Here is a 19,887-nt window from a genome sequence, read left to right on the forward strand (position 1 = left end):
TCTAGTTAAGTGTCACAATCACGGCGATGATCGCCACCACCATCGATGCACCGGCGATGGCGAGCGACGCGATCGCGATGCCAGTGCTAAGGCGTTGCGCACGGTCTGCGTCCTCCTTGGCATTGCGAGCGACCTCAAGGCTGGCGTTCAGCGCGAGTATGACGCGCTCGAGCTCCTGCGCTGTGCGCATAGTCGCCTTCGCAGTGTTCTTCCGATGCTTGTCTCGCGTAGCGGCAGCCCTGACGATGCCGTCGGAGATTCCAGAGAGGTCAGGCGTGTTCAACGCGCCTCCGTCGAAGAAGCTCATACGCCCATCATGGCTGCCTAGCGGGCTCTCGTCGAGGGCCGTTGGGGTACCGGCTGGGGTTTGGGGAACGCGAAAGCCCCGCTGAGAGAATCGCGACTTGGGCGATGGATTGCGTCCCTACATCGTTGCACGGCACGACCCATCAATGTGCGTACTCAAGAAGGGCCATCATTAGAGGATGTTGAAGATCAAGCCAGAGGGACGGAACCTGACCGCGACACAGGCCAAGGTTCTAGACGATGAGTTCTTTACCTCGCGGCCGTTTCAATACTTCAACTCGCGAATCAGTTCGGTGCTCGACGCCGAAGAAGGGCCAGCCCACGCCAATGCGAAGGCGGCCGAAAAGTTCTTCAGGGTCCTGAACCTGTCTGACACGAACCGCGTTCTTGAATTTGACGAGCGAGACCGCAGGCTCCAGGTCGCCGCCGATGCCTTCGCTCTTCGTCACCACGTTGCCGAGGGTCTAATCCGGTTCCTTCATGCCCTGACCGTGTTTGTGGAACCGACGGGCGACGCCCGCTGCACTTGGCGAGCGATCGCTGATGGCCCGATCAACCTTCTGGACGTGGCTAAACAACTCGTCGAGCGCATGAACACAGACCAAGGCCTGTTCGCGCCGCTCTTTCTCGCCACCGGGATTGAGGACTCGGAGGCATCGCGTGGCGCAGTGGAGAACGCACTAGCCTGGGCCAATCACGCCATCAGGTTGCTCACCGATGAGGAACTGACAACTAATACGGCCCACAACAAGTTCAAGCACGGTCTAGCCGTTAGAGGGCGAGACGATCTACGGCTGGAATTCCTACCGGCAGATGCGATCCCCGATGGTGGCGGAGATATTCCGCTGAGCGCGTTCCAAGGCTCCATTCCCGTATTCGACCGCCCTCTAGTGACGTACCTCGGCCGCCCGAACGGCAAGCCGAAGCTCGGGCTGGAGGTGACGACCCTCCGGATCGACGTCCCATCAGTTCTGGCTGAAGCTTGGATGATGGCGAATGTCTATGGAGCGCTGTTTCATGTTGCCGCCGCCAAGCACTTCGCTGGGACCGATGTCGAAATCGCGCCATACCCCACACTGCCCGCCGGGCGACGGCCCGACCAGCTCCTGAACGGTCAGGTTCTCGGGCTCCGGCAATCGGTGACAACGCCACCAGACGGGACCTCAGCCGCTCGCGACACCCGATTGTTCCGGCACGGAAGCTCGATGTCCCTAGAGATCGACTTCAACAACCAAATGAGCGGCACAATCGTTGAAGGCTGACCGGCGCTCAGGTCCGTACCCGCCCATTCCGTGAGTCGAAGTAGAAGCTGCGCCGAGGAATCTTCTGCGCCCCGCGGTGAGCCATCCTCAGCCTGCTGCAGAAAAACGTCCTCGACCGTCGCTCCTGGACCACCCGTGAGCAACTGCGGATTGCGATCGTGACCTGGGTCGAGCGAACCTACCACCCGCGGCGTCGACAAGCGGCGCTGGTCGTTTGACGCCGGTCGAGTTCGAGGCCATCATGAACACGCCAGCCGCACTGGCTGCGTGACTAGAAACTGTCACCTACCAGGGCAGCAGACCCCGGGCGCCTTTCGCCTCAGACTTGCGGAGGGCACCACGAGCGCCCTTCTTCTCACCGTCGGTGACAGCCGTGACCTCGAGAGCGACGGTTCCGTCCAGCGAGAGGTAGTCGACTCCGCCGTGGGTGTCCGCGTGCGTGAGCTCGATACCCATCACCCGCTCGACGATCTGCTTCGCGACGGCTTCGTTCGGGCGCTCCTGATTCATCGCCCCCTCTTTCGCTCGCGAATGCCCTACGGGTGTTCCTGAAGTCGTTGTGTCGAGACTTCTCGTCCGCTGCGAGAATTGGGTCCATGGCGTCCATCAACGAGAATCCTGAGTCGCGCAATGTGCCCACCGCCGAGTTGAATCCGCACCACGTGCAAATCTCACGGCGACTCTACAAGGCTGCTCAGGATGCCGCGCAGACCGCGATCAACAAATATGCCAGCGAGAATGAGCAACAGCAGCTCGAGGCAGCCTTTTCTATAGGCGCAGCTGTCGAATACCTTGGTCGCGCAGTTGTCGCATCTCACGATCCGCTACTTCTGGCGAGGCATGACTCCGTTGAGTCACAGATCATGCTCTCGCGCGCGAACACATCCGGGGCGCTTGATCCGAGGACCCTGCGGACAACTGACTCAAGCATGATCTGGGGACTGCTGCAAAAGCTCAACCCGAAGTTCGCACCTCACGCAGGGTCGCGGGGTAAGGGCAATCCTCCCTCCCTTGTGAGCATGGTCATGGGAGTCCGGAACTCCGCTGCGCACATGGCGCTCGTGGACAAGGCTTACCTCGAAGACGCGACCAGAGCGCTCATCATTATCGTTGAGTCCCTCCACCCTTTGGAGGCCAAGCAGGAGGCCGACTTCTGGCCCCCAGACCTGATGCCGACTATCCAGGTGCTGAAAGACGAGAACAGCACCGCAGTCGCACGCCGTTTCCAAGCCAAACTCGTCTACGCCCGTGCCCAACTCGAACGTCTTCTGAACGGAATGAACGCCGAGGAACAAGAACGGACTCAAGCGATGCTGGAGGCTCGGAGCCTCCCGCTTATGTCACTTGTCCGGCACAAGGACGTCGAGCAGACCTGTCCCGCCTGCGCCCGGCTTGGGGTTGCGACTTACCTAATCGAAGAAGGTGAATCGGAAGGGGGATGGCAGGAGACGCGCGGCGGGTCCTATGCCCGCTCCGGCTGGAGTCGGGCGCTCTACCCGTTCGCTTCGATGTTTCGGTGTCCGGTCTGCGGCCTGCATCTGGAAGCGGAAGAGTTCACGCCTGCGGCTATCCCAACTGAACTCGATGAAGAGTGGGAAGAGATTGACGACCCATTCATCGACTGGGAACCGGACGAGGACTACCTCCGAGGTCGGTAGTCATCGCGTTATACGGCTGAGCCGCGTGAGCCTGATGGAAGCGCAGCGCTGCGCCCATGTAAAACGTTCCGCCCTGCCCATCGATTGGTTTCCTGTGCAGAAATAACCTTCTGCGGAGTGAGAAATCGACGTCACTCAAGCGAGCGCGATCCGCGAGCCCGCTATAACGCCGACGACCGGCTTGGCTCGGAAAGCCGAGAATCTCCGCCTCCCCATCGGAGCTCCGTGCGGAACCCAGGAAACGTGAAGTGCGTGTGCGAACCGATAACCCACTCATACGTCAGTTGCGGTTTCGCAGCATCTGCTCAATCGACCGCTCAATCGACGACACCTCGTGTGGAATCCTCTTTGTCGCGAATTTAAACCAGAATCCGGCGTTGACGAGGAGCGCATGTGCGCACAGTGAATCGCCCTAAGTCTCTTGGAGGCCTTGATTCACCAGTTCGGCGTTTGCCAGTTGAATAATGGGCGTCTTCTTTGTCGGCAACTTCAGTGCGACTCCGTAGGTAGTCGCACTGTGACGCATCCACCACCGCCGAGGCCGTCGTTCGTTGCTTTCACCGAGCCCCGGTGCCGGGTAGCGACTTCTGCGACGAGCGCGAGTCCGAGTCCGTAGTGTCGGACCTCGGCGGATTCCGATAGCTGGGCGCGGGAAGTTGCGAATCGTTCGAAGACACGCGTCTCGGAGTCCACTGCGAAGCCGGCACCGTCGTCGCTCACCTGCACTACGACTTCTTTCCGGTCATGGAAGGTCTCGACGAGCACGCGAGCCTGAGCGTGATCGATGGCGTTGTCGACGAGCGCGACGATCATTCGTCGTAGTGACACTTCAGCACCGGGAAGGACGACACCTCCCGTCGATGTCGACTCAATCGCCACGCCGCGCTGCTGCGCACGCACCTGCGCTGAGGCGATCACAGCAGCTGCGATGCGACCGAGATCGACGTGTTCGGTTGCCGTCTCCTGTCGTGGATCTGCCGCCGTGAGAAGGTCTTCAACGATCTCGGTCAGAGCTTTGCTGTCGTCGACGAGTTCATCCACGCCGGTGCTCACGGCAGCGGGGATCGGGGTCGCTGTGTCACGGATGCGGCGGCGAAGCAACTGCGCCCGCATGCTGAGAAGAGTCAGCGGGGTGCGCAATTCGTGGCTGGCGTCGGCCACGAATCGTCGCTGCAATGCGAGGGCGTCAGCAAGCGGCCGCATCGCCCGTCGCGCGATAAAGACGGCGACCACCGCAGCGGCGACGGCCGCGATTATGCCCGAGACGATGAGGGCCACAAGCAGCCGGGTCAGCTCCTCATGTTGCTCACGGAGCCCGTAGGAGATCTGAACGACCTTGCCGCGCCGCTCATCGGTCTGCGTGAGGTAGCTCTGCCCGCCGGCCTCGATCGTCTCCTCTTCGGATGCCCCGCCAGCCGCCACGCGCGCGAGGGCGGCTTCGTCGGGTAGTCCATCGGGCATGTTGGGTGAGCTGTCTCTCCCCTGCTCGGATACGACTGTGATGAGCAGGTTACGCGGCGCGTCGTGTGACGAATCGACCATGGATGCGTCAGCGAGGGTTCGTTTTGCCGTCTCCGCCTGACCCGCCGCCACCACCACGTACATAACCACGCCGAGCAGAGCGAACAGAACAAGGATGATCACCGCGAACTGGGTGGCAAGCCGTCGCGCCGCCGAACGGATCTCCCGGTCGTCGCTGGATGTCACGATAGTGACCCCATCCGGTAGCCGAGGCCGCGGACAGTCTCGATCAGGCTCTTGCTGAACTTCTTGCGCAGATGGTGCACGTAGGTGTCGACGACACCGGGATCGTCGGCATCCGCGAACACCGAATCCAGTAACATGCCCCGCGAAAACACTTGGGTGGGCCGACGCGCGAGTTGTTCGAGGAGAGCGGATTCACGCTCGGAGAGGACGATGCGTGCACCGCTATCGAGGACGACCGTACGGTTATCCGCCTCGAACAGACCGCCGGTGAAGCGGATCGACGGCAGGGTGGATGTGCCTCGTCGCCGAAGCACGCGCAGCCGGGCGAGCAGTTCGTCCACGTCGAAGGGTTTCGTCAGGTAATCCTCGGCGCCACCATCGAGTCCCTCGACCCGGTCCGCCGGGTTTCCGAGCGCCGAGAGCACAAGCACGGGCACCGTCAGGCCGCCCTGTCTCAGGCGCCGGAGGACATCCAGCCCGTCCATCACGGGGAGTCCGCGATCGAGCACGAAAACATCGAACGGTTGGGTGAGGCTCAGGTGCAGTGCACGTTGGCCGTCCGGAGCAACGAGCACCTCATATCCTTCGGATTCGAGAAGCTCAGTGAGCATCGCGGCGAGGCGAGAGTCGTCTTCGGCTACCAGAACCCGGGGCTTCTCCTTCACAGTCGCAGTATAGGTGCGGGGCCCCTGCGCGTCTCCGCTTACATCGGCCACGATCATCATCGCGCTTTCCCGGGTTTGGCGAAGGTGAGCACGCCGGCGGTCAATACCTTGTCGCCGTCTGAGAGCCCGAGGACGCCTCGCGCACCGTGCTCGAGCGCCCATTCAACGCCCGTGGCGCCCAGGGCGAAAACAGCTGTCGCGAGCACATCCGCCGTGATGAGGTCATCGGCGACGACTGTCGCGCTGATCAGACCGGCGGCGGGCAATCCGGTCCTGCCGTCGACGATGTGTGCACCGCGCTCATACGCGCCGGAGGTGGCGACCGCCGCATCCGTGACCGCGAGAACGGCCAGCATCGCTGCCGGGTCATGGGGCGATCGCACCCCGACGTTCCACCGTGCGGTCCCGCCAGGGCTGCCGGAAACCACGACATCACCGCCGGCGTTGAGACAGAATTCGTGCAGGCCCTCTGCAACGAGGACGCCGGCCGCGCGGGCCGCAGCCCAGCCTTTGACGACGCCGTCAAGATCGAGTGCTCCTCCGGGCGTTCGGATGCGGAACGCGCCGCCGGATGCTGCGGCCGCGTCCTCCCCGATCCGGATGACCTCCCTCAACTCTGCGCTGTATTCGTCGACAGTGAGGCCGCCCCGGTTGGCGGCGCTGACTTCGCTGTCCTGCCGATACGTGCTGAATCGGCGATCGGCATCCCACAGCACCGAGAACGCCTGCGCCGCGACCCGGTGGTGATCCCCCGCATCTCTGATGTCGATCGACATCGGGATGCCCATGACCGTTTCGAGCACTCTCACAGCTGGTCGATCGCCGACTGCACCGACTGCTTGTAGCCATCCGAGGTGTATGTGGCGCCCGAGACGGTGTCGACGTTCGCAGACTGAGAAGAGAGCACCTCCTGCTTCAAGATCGGCGCCGCTTGCTGATTGATGGACGCACTGCGACCGTCGCCGCTGGGTGCTTGCAATTCCGCCACCGCCGCGATCTTCGAACCGTCGAACGTCACCCGCACCTGGATCGGACCATAGGGGGTCTGTTCAACCGAGCCGGTGATCACCTTCCTGGCTGATGCGGTCGACGTCGATGGCGTCGAGATGGCGGGTGGTGTCGTGTTGTTTCCGGGGGCGGTAGTTGGTGCGGGCGTCGCGGCCGACGCGGATCCCGTGCTCGAGACGCTCGTCGCCGAACTCGCGGTCACCGTCTGCCCGATGCCGTAGAGACGGAGTCCGATCGTGACGCCCATTACGACGAGGATCACGGTGAACAGGATCGTGCCGCGCCACTTCTTGCGTCTCATGACATGCTCAATTCTTCTCGGTGGATGAAGCGCCGCGGCATGCGGAGCGTTCGAAGTGTCGCCTCGACCCGCTCAGCCATCCCCTCAGGGCCGCAGATGAACGCCTCCCAGTTGTGGAGATCAGGGATGAATCGCCGCATCGCGTCCACGTCGAGCGGGTCGTATCCGAGGTCGGCTCGGCGCCCGATGACGGGTACGACAGCAAGCCCGGGCATGGCCTGCAATTCGGCGAGGAGCGCAAGGTTTTCGGCAGAATGCGCCCGGTAGAGCAGTACTGGTCGTGCGCCCCGGCCGACGAGTTCCTCCGCGAGCGCCCGGATAGGGCCGATTCCGGCGCCGCCGGCGATCAACAGGATGTGGTCGCGGCTCGCCCGGTCCGCGGTGAAGTGTCCGAACGGGCCCTCTGCAAAGACGAGAGTTCCTGGTTTGAGGTCGCGGATGAGGGTCGAGTGGTCCCCGAGCGCTCCCACCGTGATGCGCATCTGACCCCCGGCTGGAACTCGGGACACCGAATACGGGTGAGCCGTGCCCAAGTGCCCCCAGGAGAGGAAGCGGAAGATCATGAAGTTGCCGGCGCGCACTCCGAGCTCGTGGATGCGCTTGCCGGCGAACCAGACGCTCACTGTGCCTGCGTTCTCCGGCACCACCGCGACCACCCGCATCCGGTGCTGCCACGCGTCGACAGTCGGCAGCACGAACCGCCAGGTGAGCACCGCGGCTGCAGTGCCCAGGTAGAGGCCGATCCACAGCACGCGATTGATCGGGTCGTTCACAAAGTGCGTGCCCCCGCTGAGTTGATGAAGGAACGTGAGGAAGATCGCGGCGTAGGTGGAGAGGTGTATCCAGTACCAGACCTCGTATGAAAGCTTCGTGCGGATCCACCGGGCGCTGCTGAGCCCGACGGCAAGGAAGGCAATCGTGCCAATCAGAGCGGTGAGCATATCTGGATAGTTCTGAAGGAGCGACAGGAACCCGGACCACGGCAGTTTCTGGGCGAGCAGATCGACGCCGACAACCATGAACACGACGTGCGTGATGACCAAGAGAACGACGGACGCGCCGAGCGTGCGGTGCCACGCGACGAGGCGGTCGAGTCCGACAGCACGCTCGAACCATGGCACTCGTGCGATCAGCAGCACCTGCGCACACACCAGATATGCACCGAGCATTCCGCTCAGCTCACCGATTGTGGTGACCACGCTGGCCGGCGTCACGGCGAAGGATGCGGGAACGCTCGACCACCACATGGCTAGCACGCCCATGAGCCCGAAAGTCATCACGATGCGCACGACGATGGAGCTGCGCGCGCGCGTCGCTCGGGTTCCGCGGATGACCTCCCTGCGCGGGGCCGTGACTGCGCTCATCGTTCGTTCTCCATGTCACCAACGATCCCGGCTAATTCTTGACGGATTCTTACGCTGGCTGGAGAACGGCTGTGGGTTGGCCGTCAAAGGAGCGACACGAACCAACGACCTCTCACAGTGAAGCTGATGTCGCAGATACCTAGAAGCGATCGGGTTCGGGGCTAAGCGGGAACTGGCGTCCGCTTACTTCCCTGGGCGAGATCTCCACCCACACAAACTTCAGTGTCGGAATCAGCGGGCTCAATGGCAGCGCCTCGGCTTCGGCTATCTCGGACTGTTTCTCGAGCACTCGGGCGGTGCCCTTGACCATGACGCTCCAGGCTGTATCGCTTTCGACCTGGTCCGCCTCGAGCGCGATCTTGTCGTTGATCGTCAACTCGAGCAGCTTGGTGCCTTCTGAGGTACGAATGTAGATCTTCCGGCCACGGGCGATGAAATTGACCGGGTAGATCTCGGGTTGGCCCGCGACGCTCATCGCTATGCGGCCGAGGCTGGCGCCATCGAGGAGCCGCCAGCACTCGTCCTGGTCCAGAATGACAACCGGTGATTCATAGTCAGTCGACATATCTGTCATCGCCTTTCAACTCATTTTTTGTGTGGGACTTGAGGTCCATGGATGACAAGCACCGGGCAGTGCGCGTGTGCAGCGCACGCTGAGCTGACGGAGCCGAGCAGGAGGCCGACGAATCCACCATTGCCCCGACTGCCGACGATCAGCATGTCGGCGTCAGCGCTCTCCTCGATAAGTACGGCGGCTGGTGAGCCTTCTCGAACTGTCGCATCGAACCATTCAGGAGGGTTGCCGCCAAACACGGCGTCGATTGCCGCCTTGCTGATGGCTTTTGCATCCTGTTCGGGTGACCATGCGAGTGCGCCGGACCCGGCGAGCATGATCGGATAATGCCACACCGTCACCGCGTGAAGAGAACCGTTCAGTGCGGTCGCCATGGTGATGCCTCGACGCAAGGCGTCGAGCGAGGCATCGGAGCCGTCCATTCCGACCACGATGCGCGGCGACGTTGCGGGCGCGACAGCGAACGGATCGTGTTGCTCCACGGAGTGTGAGTGTGTGTCTGTCGCGTTCATGTACTCAGCCTCGCGTCACCCGTGCCGTGAAAACAGGGTCGAAAGTCACACACGATCTCCTGCTGGGGATCGGGTTCCGGCCCGTCGAGGGAGAGAAGTCGGGGTGCTGAACCGTGCCGCTCGTCTGCCGATGTGGTGAACAGCCCCCCGGCTGGGAACGCCCTTCGCCTGGACGCGAGGGCGAGCAAAGAATCGGCGCTTGGCAATCTCGACGAGAACGAGATAGACGACACTCAGTGCAAGCAATGTGAGGAAGAACGGTGCAGGCAGCGGATCGAATCCCAGAACAGACTGGAGCGGCGACAACGGGAGATACACTCCGACGGCGACCACGCCAAGCGAGGCCCATAGAAGCCCCGCTGAAGGTCTGCTGCGCAGAAAGGGAACGCGGCGGGTTCTGATGGCGAAAATAATGAGTGTCTGCGTGGCGATCGATTCGACGAACCAGCCAGCGCGGAATTCACCGGGCATCGCTTGGAAGACATAGATCATCAGAGCGAATGTGGCGAAGTCGAAAAGGGAACTGATCGGGCCGAACACGAGCATGAAACGTCGAATCAGGCTGATGTTCCAATGCGACGGAGCATAGAGCTGCTCCTTGTCGACGTTGTCTCCGGGGATCGCCAGCTGTCCGGTGTCGTAGAGAAGGTTGTTCAGCAGAATCTGGCCCGGGAGCATCGGCAGGAAGCTCAGGACCACTGAGGCGACGGATGCGCTGAACATATTCCCGAAATTGCTCGAGGTTCCCATCAGCACGTATTTCATCGTGTTCGCGAAGATTCGCCGCCCCTGCATGACTCCATCTGCCAACACGTCAAGGTCCTTGTCCATCAGAACGATGTCTGCGGCATCCTTGGCCGCATCGGTCGCGCTGTCCACGGAGATGCCGAGGTCCGCTCGATGGAGTGCAAGGGCATCATTGACTCCGTCACCCAGAAAGCCGACCGCACGGCCCCTCCCCCGCAACGCCGTGATCAGCCGCGCCTTCTGCTCGGGTGACACTCGCGCAAAGATGGTTGCTTCGTGCGCGGATACTTTCAGGTCTTCGTCCGACAGTGTGTCTATTTCCGCTCCAGTCAGGGTGCGTGTCGAAGTCATGCCTAGCTCGGCGCACACCTTCTCAGCAACGCGAGCGTTGTCGCCTGTGGCGATCTTCACTGTGATTCCCAGGCTTGCCAATTGCGCCAATGAGTCCTTGGCTTTCTCCTTCGGACGATCGACGAAGATCAGAAAGCCAGCGAGGGTGAGGTTCCGCTCGTCCGCCACATCGATCGCGGTGACGCCATGGACATCGCGCGTGGCGACCGCGATCACCCGGGCGCCGGCGCTGAACTGCTCGTCGAGGAGCTCCTGTGCGTTCGAGGGGATGCCCACGCAGCACCGAAGAACATCCTCCGGCGACCCCTTCGTCACGATGCTCGTCCTTGCGGTGTCGTCATCGCTCACCAAGACGCTGGTCATGCGGCGTTCGTGATCGAAGGGGATGACGCCCAATCGCGTGTGCCGGTGAGGATCGAAAGAGGCGGGAAGCTCAGATTCCCAAAGGGCCGCGTCAAGCGGATTCTGCCCTGCCGATGAGACCGTTGTTCGGGAGTAGTCGGCCTCGGTCGCAAGCAATCCCTGGGTAAGAAGATCCTCGGGAGTGACACTTTCCTGAACGGGGATCGCTCGGATGAAACTGATGTGACCATCGGTGAGCGTCCCCGTTTTATCCGTGACCAGGATGTCCATGTCTCCGAGATCTTCAATGCACACCAAACGCTTGACGAGCACCTTGCGCTTTGCCAGCTGGCGGGTTCCTGTAGCCAGGCTCGTGCTGACGACCGCCGGAAGCAACTGCGGTGTGATGCCGACGGCGATCGCCAGCGAGAATAGGAGCGAGTCAAGTAACGGGCGGTGCAAGAGTATGTTCGCCACGAAGATCAAGGTGGTCAGCACGACAGCGACTTGCAAGAGTAAGAGCGAGAACTTCTTCAGTCCCAGCTGGAATTCGGTCTGTGGTTGCCGGTCGCCGAGTGCGAGAGCGATATGTCCGAAGACCGCGCGACTTCCCGTCGCGACCACAACCCCGACGCCGCTACCCGACTGAACGATCGTTCCCATGAAGACACAACTCGTCTGGTCCCCCAGCGCCGCACCGGCGACCACCGTCGCGGTGTCCTTGGTCACAGGAAGCGACTCACCCGTCAGGATGCTCTCATCGCACAGCAGATTGGTGCAACTCAGCAGGCGGATATCGGCAGGAATCACCGCGCCGATGCTCAGCTGAACCACATCGCCGGGAACGAGTTCAATCACGTCCACCTGCTGCGCCACGCCGTCTCTGACAACCACCGCTCGGTGGGTCACTTGGGAGTGCAGCGCTTCGGCGGCGCGTTCGGCACGGAACTCGTTGCTGAACCCCAGGCCGATGCTGAACAGCAGAATCACACCAATGACGATCGCGTTCGTCGGATCTGTCAGAAAGAGCGAAACGGCCGCAGTCACAAAAAGCAGAATCAGAATGGGGCTGCGCAGTTGACGGAGCAACACCAGCCATCCGTTTGCCTTGTGCGTTCTAACCGCGTTGGGACCATCCGCGACCAAGCGGCGTCGGGCCTCCTGCTCAGACAAACCGTCATGGCCGGATCCCAAATTGCGCAACACCTCGTCGGCGTCGCAGCTCGCCGCAACAGAAAGACTCACGTACGCATCTACTGAAGCAGCTGCCTGCCCCTTTCGCTGGTCCAGCATCCCATCGCCCGGGTCCCTAAGCGGTTTCATCGCCATGAACAACGATCGTCGGCGTTGCCAGGTTGAGAAGAACATCGTGGCTGACAGAGCCGAGAACCATACTCTCCGGACCAGTACGGCGAGAACTGCCAATGATCAGCGCCGAGGCTTGACTCGAGGCATCCAGGAGGGCTTCGGCCGGCGCACGCTGCACATTGCGCAGCCTCACGTCGATGTCAGGGAAGACCGATCTCGCAATCTCCTCAGCGTTGGAGAGCTCGGCGAGGGCCGTCTGAGTGTCAAGCTCGCCACCGTTCGCTTCTGAATCTTCGATATCGATCGAGTGCTTCATTGGGCGCCGGGCGCGTACGAGCACCAACGGCTGACGGGTCTCGCGTGATTCCCCCGCAGCGAAGAGGAGTGCTGCGCGTCCCGCAACGGAGCTGTCGACTCCGACGACGATGCCACGGCCCTCACGTGAGGAGGCTTGCGGGATGATAGCGACGTGAGAACGCGCGGCAGCAGCAAGCTGCAGACTGCGCGATCCGAATATCCTTCCCTGGATAAAGCCCGTCTTGTGTGTACCAACCACCGTCATCATCGCGTCACCGGATGCGTCGATAAGTCTCCACATCGGATTTCCAGCAAGGATCTCCGTTTCGACGGCGACTTCCGGCGCAAGGGCGCGCGCGTACTCGGCCTCCCTCTTGACAAGCGCTTTCCCGTCCTCGCGGAGCGCGTCCATGATGCGCGTGCCCATCATGCCCCAGTCGTCATCGACGACGTGAACGAGCGTCAAAGAGCCGCCAGAGGCTGTGCCTGTCGCCACTGTCCTTTTGACAGCCCAACGCACAGCCGCACGGCTGGCATCTGAACCATCGATTCCAACCTGAATGTTCTTCTTCATCATGTTCCTCCAGCACGGTGGGCCCGGCTATGACGTCGGCGCAAGGGCTTCTTCACTCCCATGCTGGGCTTGAACGGGGCATCGCATTAGTGCCGAAAGTCCTGCGTTAAGAGCGACACGACTACACTCGTAGCAGGGAGCATCATCCGTGAGTTGACTGTGTCAGCCCGGGAAAAGGTGAAATGGACGAGAACGATCCGCTGACATTTCCCGATGCGCCACGGGCCGAGTTGGACCGGGTGCTGGCCGAGTTGGTAGAGCGTGCTCGAGGTGTCTTGGCGACGCAAGGCCGGTTGCGTGCATTACTCAGGGCCAACCAGGCGGTGGTACAGCAGCTCGACCTTCCTATCGTGCTCCAACGCATTGTCGATGTCGCCGTGGAGCTCGTCGGTGCACAATATGGTGCCCTCGGTGTGATCGCTCCGTACGGTGGTCTTGAACAATTCATCTACGTGGGTATGACGCCGCACGATGTCGAAGTCATCGGCCATCTACCTGAAGGCCACGGCTTGCTCGGCGCGGTCATCGACGACCCTCGGCCGATTCGGCTACGCCACATTACGGACGACCCCCGTTCGTCAGGCTTTCCTGCAGGCCACCCGCCCATGGACAGCTTTCTCGGTGTTCCGGTGCGGGTGCGCGACAAGGTCTTCGGCAATCTCTACCTCAGCAATCAATCGGGTGGGGAATTCAGCGCCGACGATGAAGAACTGGTGCTCGCCCTCGCCTCAACCGCCGGTTTCGCCATCGACAATGCCCGCTCGTTCGCAGAAATCAAACGTCGACAGGCCTGGGCGGTCGCATCCGGTGAGATCACTGCCGCGCTTCTCGCGGGTGGAGACACCGATCCTCTCGGCGTGCTCGCCTCGCGCATTCTCACCCTGGCAGATGCTCAGCTGGTGTGCGTTGTTCAGCCGACCGATGACCCTGCGGTGCTTCTCATCACGACTGCGTGTGGGGAAGGCGAAGAGGTGATGAGCGGGCTGCAATTTCCGGGGGAAGGCTCTATCGCCGGCAGCGTGATCGAGGGAAGACAGCCTCGGATCCTTTCCGAAGCGGCATTGCCTGAGACGCAATCGATGACGACGCTGTCTCTCGGCGCGACCATGGCTCTTCCGCTGGTTGCCGCCGGTCAGGTGCGGGGCGTTCTGATCGTTTCTCGCAGTCACGGAGGCCTACCGTTCGTTGAATCTGATCTGGAGATCGCCAGCGATCTTGCCGGTCGTGCCACCGTGGCAATGGAGCTGACAGACGCTCGAGCAGATCAGCAACGCATGCTCCTTCTGGAGGACCGCGGCCGCATCGCGCGCGACCTGCACGATCACGTCATTCAGCAGCTGTACGGCACCGGTCTTGGACTGCAGTCCGTAACGGAACTGGTACCGCGGGGACTCGCCGCAGACACCATGGAGACGGCGATCGAGAACATCGACGCAGCCATAGCGCAAATTCGTACGGCAATATTCGCTCTGTCGAATACGCGTGCCGATCGTCCGGAGGCCATCCGGCACCGCATCATCGATGTGGTCAACGAAATCGGAGGAGCTCTACCGCACACGCCGCGGATGAGTTTCTCCGGCCCGGTCGATCTCGTCGTTGACGCTGAGCTTGCACACGACGTCCTCGCCGTGGTGAGGGAAGCATTGACTAACGTGGTGAAGCACGCAAACGCCCAGCACGTTGCGCTCAGCATCGCGGCGGATGCACGTGAAATCGTTCTCGAGGTTACGGACGACGGTATCGGGCTTCCCCCGATGCACCCTCGCAGCGGCCTTCTCAATCTCGAGACCCGAGCATCCGCGCGTTCAGGGTCGTTCACGGTCGAATCCCAAAATGGGCAGACCACCGTGCGATGGTCGGTTCCGATATCCGTTGAAACGGGGCTAACCGAATGACAGCCGCAACAATACGCGTGTTCCTCGCCGATGATCATGAGATCGTTCGACGCGGCGTGGCTGAATTGCTCCAGGCCCAGCCTGACATCGAAATTGTCGGCGAAGCGGGCACGGTTGCGCAGGCGCGCGGACGCATTCTGGCGACCAAGCCCGATATCGCGATCCTCGACGTGAGGATGCCCGACGGCAGTGGTATCGACATCTGCCGGGAACTGCACGCCACGGCTCCGCATATCCGCTGTCTCATCCTGACCGCCTACGACGACGACGAGGCCATTTACTCTGCGGTCATTGCCGGTGCGGCCGGATACGTGCTGAAGGACGTCCGTGGAAGCGGTCTCCTCGAGAGCGTTCGGCGCGCAGCAGCCGGCCATTCCCTGCTGGACCCTTCGTTGAAGCGACGCGTCGAGCAGCGCATGCGCGACGTCCATAGCGACGATCCCCGTATCGACGCTCTCAGCAAGCGTGAACGTCAAGTCCTGGCCCTGATCGCCGATGGATTGACCAACCGTCAGATTGGGATCGAACTCTCCCTTGCCGAGAAGACCGTGAAGAACTACGTCTCAGGTCTTCTCAACAAGCTGGGCCTGCAACGTCGAACTCAAGCCGCCGCTGTGCAATGGGAGACGCATCCGCCCGAAAGGGCATAGGACCTTCGACCCTTCCGCAACCGCATCCGCTCAGGCATTCTCGGAATCAGCGCGCCACAATCGACGGCGCGATGGAGGAGAGCCATGAGCGAGAGAATTCTTGCGGCGGTCGACGGTAGCGGCCCAAGCGACGCCGCACTCTCGTGGGCCGTCGAGAGAGCCCGAAACACGGATGGCACGATCCGTCTTCTGCACGTCGTTGACGAGCCCATGGTGGTATTGGCACCAAGCTTCATCGCGCAACTCGAAGACAGAGCGCAGGCATTCCTCGAGCAGCAACGGCAGCGGGTACGAACGCTTGCGCCCGACGTTCCAGTAACCACCAGCCTCACCACAGGCAGCGTGCTCGAGGCGCTGAAAATAGCGTCGAAAGAAGCCGACCTTCTCGTCATCGGAACTCACCGGCACGGCGTTGTCTTGGGCGAAATTCTCGGCACATTCAGCCTGCGTGCAGCTGCCAGCGTCTACTGCTCGCTCGCGATCATCCCCGAACAGATCCCCACAGGAACGGGCGTTGTGGTCGGCGTGAACCGATCTTCGGCGTCCCTTGCCGCCTGTGACTTCGCCGCTGCAGAAGCGGCTGCCCATGACGACGAACTCTTGATCGTTTCGGCCGGATACGTCACCAACCCGCTTCTCATCGACCTTGTTCCTGCGACCATCGGGTCACTGAACCGAGAGGCGGCTCTCGCAGCAGCCTCGGCACACATTCAGTTGATGCATCCGACGATGCGGGTTCGCACCCAGGCAGTGTACGGTGCCCCGGCGGACGCCTTGGCCGAAGCGTCGAGAAACTCACGGCTTCTTGTGATCGGCCGGCCGAGAGTCTCCGGCCTATGGCGCTTCAGCCACCGCCCGGTCAGCCACGATGTGATTCTCAGCGCCTCGGTTCCCGTGATCCTCGTGCATCCAGGGGCCGCGACCGACGAACAGCAACTTGAGGCAGACGGGAACACCCCTCATGAATGATCAACAGAACCTCGCCACAGTGCGAACCATCGTCGGATTCGACGACACCTCCGAGTCGCGCGGCGCACTGAAGTGGGCGCTCGAGCGGGAGACATTTCGAGGGGGAACCGTTCTTCTTGTGCGCGCCATCGATCCGTCCTTGAGCGACTCGGAAGCGCTGGCTGCGGCACGACTGAACACAGACATCCTGCTTTCTGATCTGCGTGCTGCGCATTCCGGGGTAACGGTCGACGCGCAGTTCGTCGTCGGCGATGCGTGCGAGCAACTTGAGCAGTATTCCGGCCCATCGGCCGTGGTCGCCGTCGGGACCCACGCACGAGAAGGCTCTACAGGCCGCTTTGCATGGTCGGTGGGCGTGCGCCTGGCCGCACGATCCCACGGGCCGGTTGCCATCATCCCCGTCACCGACAGTTTGCCGGATGGTCCGATTGTGGTCGGGGTGGATGGGTCAGCCTCGGCATCGGCCGCGCTTCGTTTCGCGGCGGAGGAGGCCACACTGAGCGAGCGTGAGCTGCACCTTCTCCACGCCTGGCTGGAACCGATGGCTTGGCAGGACGTCTACGCTGCGGCAGACGAGAACGTCACGAGAATGGTGCGTGAAGCTCACGAGAATATTCTCGCGGAGGCGGTCACCCAGATCTCCGAGGCATATCCCGACCTCCACGTAGAGGGATCCCTGGTGCAAGGCGACCCCGTTCCCGCACTCCTCGGCGCCTCCGAGCAGGCGTCGATGGTGGTTGTCGGCAGCCGCGGACTGCACGGCTTCAAGCGATTCCTCCTCGGATCGGTCAGCCACACGACTGCTCTCAACGTTCAGGCACCGCTCGTCGTCGTTCCGCAGGACGCCGCGACCGATCCGGTCACGTAGCCCGGTACCGCACGACGCGGGTACTCACACGTTGTCGCTGCCGGTGTCGTCGTTGCGGAAGGTGCCCTGCCGCTCACCGGCCCACGTCCATGCGGCGACGTCGGGAATGTCCTCGCCATGCGCACGGGTGTATTCGCGGGCACGCAGCCGTGAATCCTGCATGTCCTGGCGCAGGGCGGCCTCCCTCGCGCCCAAGCCGGGAACCCGGTCAATGACATCCATCACCAAGTGGTACCGATCGAGATCGTTGAGCATCACCATGTCGAACGGCGTGGTGGTCGTTCCTTCCTCGATGTAGCCGCGCACGTGCAGATTGTCGTGGCCGTGGCGGCGATACGTCAGGCGATGAATCAGCCAGGGGTAGCCGTGATAGGCGAAGATGACCGGCTTATCCGTAGTGAAGATCGCGTCGTACTCACCGTCGCCCAGCCCGTGTGGATGCTCACCCTCGCTTTGTAACCGCATCAGGTCGACGACATTGACCACACGCACCTTCAGTGTGGGCACACGCTCCCGCAGAATGGATGCCGCGGCGAGAATCTCGAGGGTCGGAACGTCCCCGGCTGCCGCGAGTACAACATCCGGCTCCTCACCGGCCTGCTCAGTGCCGGCCCATTCCAGCAGCCCCAGCCCACGCGTGCAATGCTCCACCGCCTGCTGCATCGTGAGCCAATTCGCCGCAGGCTGCTTGCCGGCGACCACAACGTTCACGTAGTCAACCGAGCGCAGGCAGTGATCGTAGGTCGAGAGCAGGGTGTTCGCATCGAACGGCAAATAGACGCGCACCACATCTGCTTTCTTGTTCACGACATGGTCGATGAAACCCGGATCCTGGTGCGACAAACCGTTATTGTCCTGGCGCCAGACGTGCGAGCTGAGCAGGTAGTTCAGCGATGAAATCGGTCGGCGCCACGGTATCTTCCGTGTTGTCTTCAGCCATTTGGCGTGCTGGTTGAACATCGAATCGACGATGTGGACGAATGCCTCGTAGGAGTTGATCACGCCATGACGGCCGGTGAGGAGATAGCCTTCGAGCCAGCCCTGGCACTGGTGCTCGCTGAGCATCTCCATCACCCGGCCCGCTCGGGCCAGATGGTTGTCGTCGTCGATCGGCCAAGATTCCGCATTCCACTGTTTGTCGGTCACTTCGAAGACAGCATCGAGCCGGTTGGACGCGGTTTCATCCGGGCCGAAGATGCGGAAATTGTCGGGGTTCGCAACGATCACGTCGCGCAACCATCCCCCGAGCACCCGAGTCGCCTCGCTGATCGATCCGCCCGGCGCGGGCACGTCGACGGCGTAGTCGCGGAAGTCCGGCAGTCTCAGCTCCTGCCGTAGCAGGCCGCCGTTCGCCACGGGGTTCGCGCTCATGCGCAGATCGCCTTCCGGGGCGAGGGCGGTGGCGAGCGTGACCAGGGCGCCGTTCTCGTCGAAGAGTTCTTCAGGTCGATACGAACGCATCCAACTTTCGAGCAGCCGCGTGTGTTCCTCAGTGTCGCGGGCGTCCAGCAGCGGAACCTGATGCGAGCGCCAGTTGTTTTCAGCCGGGTGCCCGTCGATCTCTGCAGGGCACGTCCACCCCTTGGGCGTGCGCATGATGATCATCGGCCAGGCCGGGCGATCCGTCAGGGTGCCGGATGCGGCATCCGCCTTGATTCGCGCAATCTGGTTGAGCACCGTATCGAGGGTCGCGGCGAAGCGCTTGTGCACCTCGATCGGATCTTCGCCGTCGAATCCGCCGGACACCAGGTACGGTGTGTGACCGTAGCCGCGCATGAGGTCGAGCAGTTCGGCCTCGGGGACGCGCGCGAGCACCGTCGGATTGGCGATCTTGTAGCCATTGAGGTGCAGAATCGGGAGCACGACGCCATCGTGCAGCGGGTCGATGAACTTGTTCGAGTGCCAACTGGTCGCCAGTGGGCCGGTCTCCGCCTCGCCGTCACCGACAACCGCAGCGACAAGCAGGCCCGGGTTGTCGAATGCCGCGCCGTAGGCATGGGAGAGGGAGTAGCCGAGTTCGCCGCCCTCGTGAATCGAGCCGGGCGTCTCGGGCGCGACGTGGCTAGGAATTCCACCGGGGAACGAGAACTGTCGAAAGAGCCGGCGAACACCGTCGGTGCTGTGATCGATTGTGTTGTAGACCTCGCTGTAGGTGCCGTCGAGATAAGCGTTGGCCACCATGCCCGGGCCGCCGTGGCCAGGGCCGGCCACATAGATGGTGTTGAGGGAACGCTCCTGAATGACGCGGTTCAGATGCGCGTAGATGAAGTTGAGTCCGGGCGTGGTTCCCCAGTGACCGAGGAGGCGCGGCTTGATGTGATCCCGGCTGAGTGGCTGCCGAAGCAGTGGATTGTCCAGGAGATAGATCTGACCGATCGACAAATAGTTGGCCGCTCTCCACCACGTATTCAGCTGGTGCAAAGTCTGGGCGCTGAACTCTCGCACTTCTCGATACGGCCACGCGTCGGTCCCCAGCCGACCGGGAGAAGAATCGATCTGGTCGTTGGACGAATCAACAGTACTCATGGA

Annotated in this window: 18 protein-coding genes and 1 pseudogene; 7 read left to right on the top strand and 12 right to left on the bottom strand. The window is 62.1% G+C overall.

Annotation, left to right across the window (positions count from 1 at the left end):
* Position 1: 1 nt before the first annotated feature.
* Entirely contained in the window at positions 2 to 307 is a 306-nt protein-coding gene (locus ASC63_RS14440) for a hypothetical protein (protein ID WP_055815890.1), read from the bottom strand.
* A gap of 178 nt (positions 308 to 485) precedes the next feature.
* Between ASC63_RS14440 and ASC63_RS14445 the strand changes: the two genes are divergently transcribed.
* Both ASC63_RS14445 and ASC63_RS16145 read left to right on the top strand, forming a co-directional pair.
* Entirely contained in the window at positions 486 to 1,568 is a 1,083-nt protein-coding gene (locus tag ASC63_RS14445) for a hypothetical protein (protein ID WP_055815893.1), read from the top strand.
* A gap of 80 nt (positions 1,569 to 1,648) precedes the next feature.
* Positions 1,649 to 1,839, top strand: a pseudogene (locus tag ASC63_RS16145) (IS3 family transposase); the annotation flags it as partial.
* A 14-nt stretch (positions 1,840 to 1,853) separates the two neighbouring features.
* Here the strand turns inward: ASC63_RS16145 and ASC63_RS14450 are convergent.
* Complete coding sequence (locus tag ASC63_RS14450; RefSeq protein WP_055815896.1) at positions 1,854 to 2,078, bottom strand: hypothetical protein; 225 nt, start codon at positions 2,076 to 2,078, stop codon at positions 1,854 to 1,856.
* Between the two features lie 86 nt (positions 2,079 to 2,164).
* Here ASC63_RS14450 and ASC63_RS14455 point away from each other — a divergent pair, with 86 nt between their 5' ends.
* On the top strand, positions 2,165 to 3,226 hold the full coding sequence (locus tag ASC63_RS14455; protein ID WP_055815899.1) for a hypothetical protein: 1,062 nt from the start codon (positions 2,165 to 2,167) through the stop codon (positions 3,224 to 3,226).
* A gap of 489 nt (positions 3,227 to 3,715) precedes the next feature.
* Here the strand turns inward: ASC63_RS14455 and ASC63_RS14460 are convergent, their stop codons facing one another.
* The 9 genes from ASC63_RS14460 to ASC63_RS14500 form a co-directional block, all read right to left on the bottom strand.
* Positions 3,716 to 4,933 (bottom strand): sensor histidine kinase, encoded by a 1,218-nt coding sequence (locus tag ASC63_RS14460; RefSeq protein WP_235492347.1) that lies wholly within the window; start codon positions 4,931 to 4,933, stop codon positions 3,716 to 3,718.
* Positions 4,930 to 5,598 carry a response regulator transcription factor gene (locus ASC63_RS14465; RefSeq protein WP_235492348.1) on the bottom strand — a complete coding sequence of 223 codons (669 nt, stop codon included), beginning with the start codon at positions 5,596 to 5,598 and terminating at the stop codon, positions 4,930 to 4,932. The genes ASC63_RS14460 and ASC63_RS14465 overlap by 4 nt, the downstream gene beginning before the upstream one ends.
* 56 nt (positions 5,599 to 5,654) lie before the next feature.
* Positions 5,655 to 6,407 (bottom strand): FAD:protein FMN transferase, encoded by a 753-nt coding sequence (locus ASC63_RS14470; protein ID WP_235492349.1) that lies wholly within the window; start codon positions 6,405 to 6,407, stop codon positions 5,655 to 5,657.
* A complete protein-coding gene (locus ASC63_RS14475; RefSeq protein ID WP_055815906.1) occupies positions 6,404 to 6,907 on the bottom strand; it encodes an FMN-binding protein in 504 nt (167 codons plus the stop codon). The genes ASC63_RS14470 and ASC63_RS14475 overlap by 4 nt, the downstream gene beginning before the upstream one ends.
* Entirely contained in the window at positions 6,904 to 8,271 is a 1,368-nt protein-coding gene (locus ASC63_RS14480) for a ferredoxin reductase family protein (RefSeq protein ID WP_055815909.1), read from the bottom strand. The genes ASC63_RS14475 and ASC63_RS14480 overlap by 4 nt, the downstream gene beginning before the upstream one ends.
* 139 nt (positions 8,272 to 8,410) lie before the next feature.
* Positions 8,411 to 8,836: a pyridoxamine 5'-phosphate oxidase family protein gene (locus ASC63_RS14485; protein WP_055815912.1), complete on the bottom strand. Its 426-nt coding sequence runs from the start codon at positions 8,834 to 8,836 to the stop codon at positions 8,411 to 8,413.
* A 20-nt stretch (positions 8,837 to 8,856) separates the two neighbouring features.
* Entirely contained in the window at positions 8,857 to 9,327 is a 471-nt protein-coding gene (locus tag ASC63_RS14490; protein WP_235492350.1) for a universal stress protein, read from the bottom strand.
* Between the two features lie 75 nt (positions 9,328 to 9,402).
* Entirely contained in the window at positions 9,403 to 12,126 is a 2,724-nt protein-coding gene (mgtA, locus tag ASC63_RS14495) for a magnesium-translocating P-type ATPase (RefSeq protein WP_235492351.1), read from the bottom strand.
* Positions 12,107 to 12,976: a universal stress protein gene (locus tag ASC63_RS14500; protein WP_235492353.1), complete on the bottom strand. Its 870-nt coding sequence runs from the start codon at positions 12,974 to 12,976 to the stop codon at positions 12,107 to 12,109. Before ASC63_RS14500 ends, mgtA begins: the two co-directional genes overlap by 20 nt.
* A 182-nt stretch (positions 12,977 to 13,158) precedes the next feature.
* Here ASC63_RS14500 and ASC63_RS14505 point away from each other — a divergent pair, with 182 nt between their 5' ends.
* The 4 genes from ASC63_RS14505 to ASC63_RS14520 all read left to right on the top strand — a co-directional run bounded on the left by ASC63_RS14505 (position 13,159) and on the right by ASC63_RS14520 (position 17,358).
* On the top strand, positions 13,159 to 14,871 hold the full coding sequence (locus ASC63_RS14505) for a sensor histidine kinase (protein WP_055815920.1): 1,713 nt from the start codon (positions 13,159 to 13,161) through the stop codon (positions 14,869 to 14,871).
* Positions 14,868 to 15,521 (top strand): response regulator, encoded by a 654-nt coding sequence (locus ASC63_RS14510; protein ID WP_055815923.1) that lies wholly within the window; start codon positions 14,868 to 14,870, stop codon positions 15,519 to 15,521. Before ASC63_RS14505 ends, ASC63_RS14510 begins: the two co-directional genes overlap by 4 nt.
* Positions 15,522 to 15,605: 84 nt before the next feature.
* Complete coding sequence (locus ASC63_RS14515) at positions 15,606 to 16,490, top strand: universal stress protein (RefSeq protein WP_055815926.1); 885 nt, start codon at positions 15,606 to 15,608, stop codon at positions 16,488 to 16,490.
* Complete coding sequence (locus ASC63_RS14520; RefSeq protein ID WP_055815929.1) at positions 16,483 to 17,358, top strand: universal stress protein; 876 nt, start codon at positions 16,483 to 16,485, stop codon at positions 17,356 to 17,358. Before ASC63_RS14515 ends, ASC63_RS14520 begins: the two co-directional genes overlap by 8 nt.
* Before the next feature lie 24 nt (positions 17,359 to 17,382).
* Here ASC63_RS14520 and ASC63_RS14525 read toward each other — a convergent pair whose 3' ends face one another.
* Positions 17,383 to 19,884, bottom strand: a complete 2,502-nt coding sequence (locus ASC63_RS14525; RefSeq protein WP_082487867.1) for a phosphoketolase family protein — start codon at positions 19,882 to 19,884, stop codon at positions 17,383 to 17,385.
* Positions 19,885 to 19,887: the final 3 nt, after the last annotated feature.

The sequence above is a fragment of the Leifsonia sp. Root112D2 genome, from assembly GCF_001424905.1.
GTDB lineage: Bacteria > Actinomycetota > Actinomycetes > Actinomycetales > Microbacteriaceae > Root112D2.